We start from the raw sequence: 6,473 nt of genomic DNA on the forward strand, positions 1-6,473 counted from the left end.
GCGCGTTCCGATAAGTGGGAACCGGTTATCGGAACAAAACGCGCGTCAACTCTCAGGCCGTCCAGAGCCTCAGCACTCCACCACATTGACGGCGAGGCCCCCCAGCGAGGTCTCCTTGTAGATTTCGTTCATGTCCTCGCCGGTCCGCTTCATGGTGGCGATGACCTTGTCCAGGCTCACCGAGTGCTGGCCATCCCCCAGCAGGGCCAGGCGCGAGGCGTCGATGGCCTTCACCGCCCCCATGGCGTTGCGCTCGATGCAGGGCACCTGAACCAGCCCGCCGATGGGATCGCAGGTGAGGCCCAGATTGTGCTCCATGGCGATCTCCGCCGCATTCTCGATCTGGGCGTTGGTCCCGCCGAGCGCCGCCGTCAGCCCCGCCGCGGCCATGGAGCAGGCCACACCCACCTCCCCCTGACAGCCCACCTCGGCGCCGGAGATCGAGGCGTTGCGCTTGTAGAGCGCGCCGATGGCCGCCGCCGTCAGCAGGAAGGTCCGGCGCCCGTCGGCCCCGCCCCGATGGAACCGGTCGTAGAACCGCAGCACTGCGGGCAGGAGCCCTGCGGCCCCGTTGGTCGGCGCCGTCACCACCTTGCCCCCTGAGGCGTTCTCCTCATTCACCGAGAGCGCCCAGAGGTTCACCCAGTCGAGCGCCGCCAGGGGGTCGCTGATATTGCGCTCCATCCGCCGGGTCAGCGCATTGAAGTGCTGGCGGGCCCGGCGCCTGACCTGCAGCCCGCCCGGCAGGCAGCCGTCCTGGCGCAGGCCGCGCTCGATACAGGCCTCCATGGCCTCGAAGATGGCGTCGAGGCCGGCGTTCACCTCATCAGGGCTCCGCCGGGCGATCTCGTTGCGCCACATCAGCTGCGCGATCGTCACTCCCTCCTGCTGCGCCATGAGCAGCATCTCCTCGGCGCTGGCGAAGTCGAAGGGGATGGGCGGGCCGCCCTGGGGCGCCGGCGCCTCGAACTCCGCCTCGTCCACGACAAAGCCGCCGCCGATGGAGAAGTAGAGCCGCTCGGCCAGCACCTGCCCGCCCGCGTCCAGGGCCCGGAAGCGCAGGGCGTTGGGATGCTGCGGCAGCCGCGTGCGCCCCTGCCAGAGGATGTCGGTCTCGGCGGAAAAGCCGATCTCCGGCCCCTCGCCCCCGAGCCTCAGCCGGCCGGCCTCGGCGATCTTCGCCAGCTGCGCCTCGGCCGCGTCCGGGTCGATGGTCGCGGGCTCGAACCCCGCCAGGCCCAGGATCACCGCCCGGTCCGTCGCGTGGCCGCGGCCCGTCATGGCCAGGGAGGCATAGAGCGTGGTTTCCACCCGCGCCGTGGCCGTCAGGGCGCCGGCCGCCTCCAGCCGAGCCAGGAAGCGGGCCGCCGCGGTCATCGGCCCCATGGTGTGGGAACTGGAAGGCCCGACCCCCAGCTTGAAGAGGTCGAAGACGCCGGCGCTCATGGGACACTCGTCGCTGAAGAGAATGAAGGCCGGGACCATAGACGCCGGCTACGCCGTGGCCAGGGTCGCCTCAGCCGGTGCCGCGAAGTCCGGCGGAAATGCCCGCTACAGTGAACTCCACCGCCCGTTTTAGTCGCGGATCGTCGTCCCCGCGCCGCCGCCTGGCCAGCAGCTCCAGCTGCAGCCGGTTCAAGGGCGCGATGGAGTCCGAGGCCACCTGCACCCATTCGGCCAGGGCCGGGCGGTCGTCCAGCAGCCGGCTCCCCCGGCGGATCGAGACCGCCAGCTCGCAGGCCTGCTCATAGTCGGCGCGGATGACGTCCATGATCGCGCGCGCGGCGTCCCGGTCCGGCGACAGCTCGGCATAGGCGCCCGCCAGCTCCATGTCGGCCTGGGCCAGAGCCATCTCCATATCGGCCAATAAAGCGGGGAAAATGCGCCCAATATGCGCCATTTCGGCCAGTTCTGAGGGGGTCAGTCCGGCCCGCTTCACCCCGCCCGCAAAGCCGAACCAGCCCGGCAGCATGAACCGCGACTGGGTCCAGCTGAACACCCACGGAATGGCCCTAAGGTCTTCAATCTTCCGGCTTTTCGTCCGCGAGGCCGGCCGGCTGCCGATGTTCAGCTCGGCGATCTCCCCGATCGGCGTCGCCGACCAGAAGAAATCCTCAAACGCCGCGTTCTCATAGACCAGCTCCCGGTAGTGCGCAAAGGCGCCCTTCCGCAGGCGGGCCAGGCGGTCGGCGTGGGCTTCGCTGGGGGAGATCTGCTGGCGGGCGCCGGCGGCCAGCACGGCGCCGACCAGCTCGTCCATGCGTCGGCGGGCGGATTCCTCGTCGCCGTAGCGGCGGGAGATCATCTCGCCCTGCTCGGTCCAGCGCATGCGGCTGGGGATCACCTCGAAGGGCTGGGCCATGACCGAGGCCGCCGCCGGCCCGCCGCCCCGACCGATGGAGCCGCCCCGACCGTGGAAGATCTGCAGGGCCGCCCCGTTCTCCAGGCAGGCGGAAGACAGGGCGCTGGCGGCCAGGGCCACATGCAGCCGCGAGGCGATATAGCCACCGTCCTTGTTGGAGTCCGAATAGCCGAGCATCACCTCCTGGTAGCCCGAGGCCCCGACGATGGCCTTGGCCGGCGGCAGGGCCAGCCATTCCCGCAGGATGTCAGGGGCGCTTTCAAGGTCGGAGATGGTCTCAAACAGCGGCGCCAGGCGCAGGCGGGTCATCGGCCGCCCCCCGCCCCTGGCCAGGCCCGCCTGCTTCATCAGCACCAGCAGGGCCAGGATGTCCGACACCGCCGCGGCCTTGGAGATCACATAGGCCCCCAGCGCCTTGGGTCCGTAGAGGTCGAGCGCCCGGGCCGCGGCGTCGAGAATGGCCAGCTCCTTGGCGGTCTCAGCCGAATAGTCGAGATAGGGGGAGCGCAGGGGCCGCTCATGGGCCAGCTCGGCCAGCAGGACCTCCCGCCGGCCGTCCTCATCCAGCGCCTCATAGTCCGCCGTGACCCCGGCCCTGGCCAGCAGCTCGGCGATCACCCGGTCATGGACATCGGCGTTCTGGCGCAGATCGATGGTCAGCAGGTGAAAGCCAAAGGCCTGCACCGCCAGGATCAGCCGCTTCAGCCGCGGCCCGACCATGCGCTCGCCCCCGTGGGCCTCCAGGGACTGGGCCACCGCCCGCAGGTCGGCGATGAAGGCCTCGGGATCGACATAGGGTTCGACCTCGGATGGGGTGAGCGCGAAGGCCACCGGCTGACCGGTGAGCTTCTGGGACACCGCGCTCAGCCGGTCGAAAATGGCCTCAAGCGCCAGGCGATAGGGCTCGTCCCGACGGTGGGGGGACGGGTCGGGCATGGTTTCGCCCAGGGCGCGAACCGCCTCCGAAACCTGCGAAAAGCCCGATGAAATGGCCAGATCACGCCAAAGCGCGCGCAATTCGCCGGCGTAGAAGTCGCAGATCAGCCGGGCCTGGGCCTCCAGGGCGGTGCGCAGGGCGGCCGCATCCACCCCGGGGTGTCCGTCCCGGTCGCCGCCGAGCCAGGAGCCAAGGCTGAGCACCGGCGGGGTCTCGGCGTCGTTGAGCAGGCCCTGCCAGTCGGCATAGAGGGCGGCCACGGCCGGCAGCACCGACTGGCGCACCACCGAGAGCACGTTGCGGATCTCGTCGGCGACGGCGATCTTTTCGGGCCGGTTCAGCCGGGTGCGCCAGAGCAGCGCCACTTCGCGGAACAGGGCCTCGCGGGCCTCGGCCTCCAGGGCGCTCGGCAGCCGGTGGCGGCGCAGGGCCATGAGCCGGGTGATCTCCCCTTCCCGGTCCACCAGGGCCCGGCGGCGAACCTCGGTAGGGTGGGCGGTGAAGACCGGCGCCACCCGCAGGCGCGCCAGGGTCTCGGCGATCTCGCGCTCGCTGCGGCCGGCCTTGGCCAGGCCCTCGACGGCCCCGCGCAGGGTCACAGCCCGGCTGGCCCCGGCCGAGCGGCCCTCGGCCTGGCGGCGGCGGCCGGTCACCTCCTCGGCCATGTTCTCCAGAAGCGCATGGCAGGCGAAGGCCCGGGCCAGGAACTCGGCCTCGTCGGCCGACAGCTCCCCATAGGGCCGCAGGCCCTCGGCGGCGCGGGCCGCATCCACGCCGGCGGCGGCGGCTTCACCGTCCAGATAGGCGATGGCTTCGCGCAGCAGCTGGGCCAGGAGGCCGGCCTGTCGGCGGACCTCGCGGCCGTCGTCGCCGGCCTCGCCGCCGAGATCCAGGGGATGGGCGGCAGATCGCGTGTCGGGGGTTTCCATGGCCCCATCCTGACTCCAACGACGCCCGGGGGACAGGGGCGGCGATGGGGAAGTTGACCTAAGGGCCGCCTTTGACATCGAAGGCGGGGCGCGCTCACCTGCGCTCATGAGCCTGCCCATCCTGCCGACCCAGCCCGCCCATGTCCCCTGGCCCACCACGCAATGGCCGCAGGGTGAGCCCCAGGCCGATAGCGCGGCGCTGGAAGCCCTCGCGGCCACAGCCTTTGCGGCCCCGGACACCGAGCTCATGGGGGAGACCCATGCCCTGCTGATCGTCCAGGGCGGGCGGATCGTCCTGGAACGCTATGGCGAGGGCTTTGGTCCGGACGCCACCTACCCCTCCTGGTCCAAGGGCAAGAGCATCACCCAGGCCCTGGTGGGCCTGCTGGTCGCGGACGGGAAGCTCGACATCCACGCTCCGGCCGACGTGCCGGAATGGCGGCAGACGCCGAATGATCCCCGCGCGGCGATCACGCTGGATCAACTGCTGCGCATGTCCAGCGGCCTGGCCTTCGTGGAGGACTATGTGCCGGGCCACGTCTCCGATGTGATCGAGATGCTGTTCGGCTCAGGCAAGGCCGATGTGGCCCACTATGCCGCCAGCCGGCCGCTCGCCCATCCGCCGGGGACCGCCTGGTCCTATGCCAGCGGCACGACCAACATCGTCGCCCGCTGCGCGGCCCGGGCGCTGGGCGTCGACGGCGCAGGGTTCGAAGCCTTCATGCGGGAGCGTCTGTTTGAGCCCCTGGGCATGACGAGCCCAGTTCCGAAGTTCGATCCCGCCGGGACCTTCATCGGCTCATCCTTCTGCTTTGCGACGGCCAGGGACTTTGGGCGCTTTGGCCTGCTCTATCTGCGCGGCGGACGGTGGGAGGATCGCCAGCTGCTGCCGGCCGACTGGATCGACTATGCCCGCACGCCGACCCCGCAGCCGGCGGTGCGCGAGGGCGACTACGGCGCCCACTGGTGGCTGAATATCGCCGGCCCCGGCTCGTTCAGCGCCAATGGCTATGAGGGCCAGTACACGGTCCTGGTCCCCGACCTCGACCTGATCCTGGTCCGCCACGGCAAGACGCCGCTGGACAAGAAGGACAACGTCAAAGCCTGGATCGCCCAGGTGGTCGACGCCTTCCGGTGAGGGGGCCGTGCCGTGGTGTTGTGATTGCTGGTTTCACACTTGACACTCAATCGTCGCCACCATGGCCGAGCTCATCGGGACGGTGCAAAGCTTCCTCAAGTCATACAATCTGGTGGTGGGATGGGACATGTGGACAGACTGGTGAGATGGTGAAAGAGGCAGCGCTGAAACGAGTACAAAACGGGAATTGATGCTAAGGTCACGTCATGACTGATGCGCACCTTCCAACTGGTCCTGACGGTGAGCCACTGACCGTCTTCGAGGACGGCGATACCGGCGACCGCTTTCTAGTTTACGTGGCGAAGGACGGCGTGCGCGCCGAGCTTCGCATTCTTGGGGACACGTTCTGGGCGACGCAGGCGCAGCTGGCGCACATGTTCGGCGTCGATGTCCGAACGATCAGCTACCACATTAAGAACATAGTCACCGACGGTGAATTGGACGGTGATTCGGTTGTCCAAGAATCCTGGATAACTGCCGCCGACGGCCGCACTTATCGGACCAACCTCTACAGCCTCGACGTGATGATCGCGGTCGGCTACCGCGTAAGCTCCCGCTTAGGGACCATGTTCCGCATCTGGGCCACCAAGGTCTTGATGCAGTATCTCACCAAAGGCTTCGTGATCGACGACCAGCGCTTGAAGAATCCGGATGGAAAGCCGGATTTCTTTGAGGAACTGCTGGAGCGCATTCGCGACATCCGCTCTTCAGAAAAGCGGATGTGGACGCGTATTCTCGAGCTGGCCTCCTTCTGCGTCGACTACGATCCTTACGACAAGAGCCAGCACGGCGAGTTTTTTGCGGACATACAAAACACAATGCATTGGGCCGTAATGCAGAAGACGGCGCCGGTGCTGGTTGTTGAGCGCGTCGATCATGCCAAGGAAAATGCTGGTGTGCAGACGTTCAAAGGAGCGTTGCCAACGGTTCAGGAAGCCCAAACGGCTAAGAACCTGCTGATGGAGCCTGAAATCAAGGCGCTGAACCATATCACCAGCCTCATGCTGGAGTTCTTCGACAGTCAGGCCGAACAACGGCGTCCGATCACGCTTGGCCAATTTCAGGTCAAGATGCGCGAACTCGTCAAGCTTGACGGAAGGCCCGTGA

The 6,473-nt window shown here is 68.2% G+C and carries 4 protein-coding genes; 2 read left to right on the plus strand and 2 right to left on the minus strand.

The genetic code is table 11. The features are described 5' to 3' along the window. Positions 1-69: 69 nt before the first annotated feature. The gene (locus tag Q7V15_RS07775) at positions 70-1,446 is read right to left on the minus strand and encodes an L-serine ammonia-lyase (RefSeq protein ID WP_304754892.1); all 1,377 of its coding nucleotides are present in this window, start codon (positions 1,444-1,446) and stop codon (positions 70-72) included. Between the two features lie 70 nt (positions 1,447-1,516). Next, positions 1,517-4,228, minus strand: a complete 2,712-nt coding sequence (ppc, locus tag Q7V15_RS07780) for a phosphoenolpyruvate carboxylase (RefSeq protein ID WP_304754893.1) — start codon at positions 4,226-4,228, stop codon at positions 1,517-1,519. A gap of 106 nt (positions 4,229-4,334) precedes the next feature. Here ppc and Q7V15_RS07785 point away from each other — a divergent pair, with 106 nt between their 5' ends. Continuing rightward, on the plus strand, positions 4,335-5,366 hold the full coding sequence (locus Q7V15_RS07785) for a serine hydrolase (RefSeq protein ID WP_304754894.1): 1,032 nt from the start codon (positions 4,335-4,337) through the stop codon (positions 5,364-5,366). 206 nt (positions 5,367-5,572) lie between these two features. After that, the coding region (gene rhuM, locus Q7V15_RS07790) for a RhuM family protein (RefSeq protein ID WP_304754895.1) at positions 5,573-6,473 on the plus strand (901 nt) is incomplete at its 3' end.

Source organism: Phenylobacterium sp. (genome assembly GCF_030651755.1).
Lineage (GTDB): Bacteria > Pseudomonadota > Alphaproteobacteria > Caulobacterales > Caulobacteraceae > Phenylobacterium.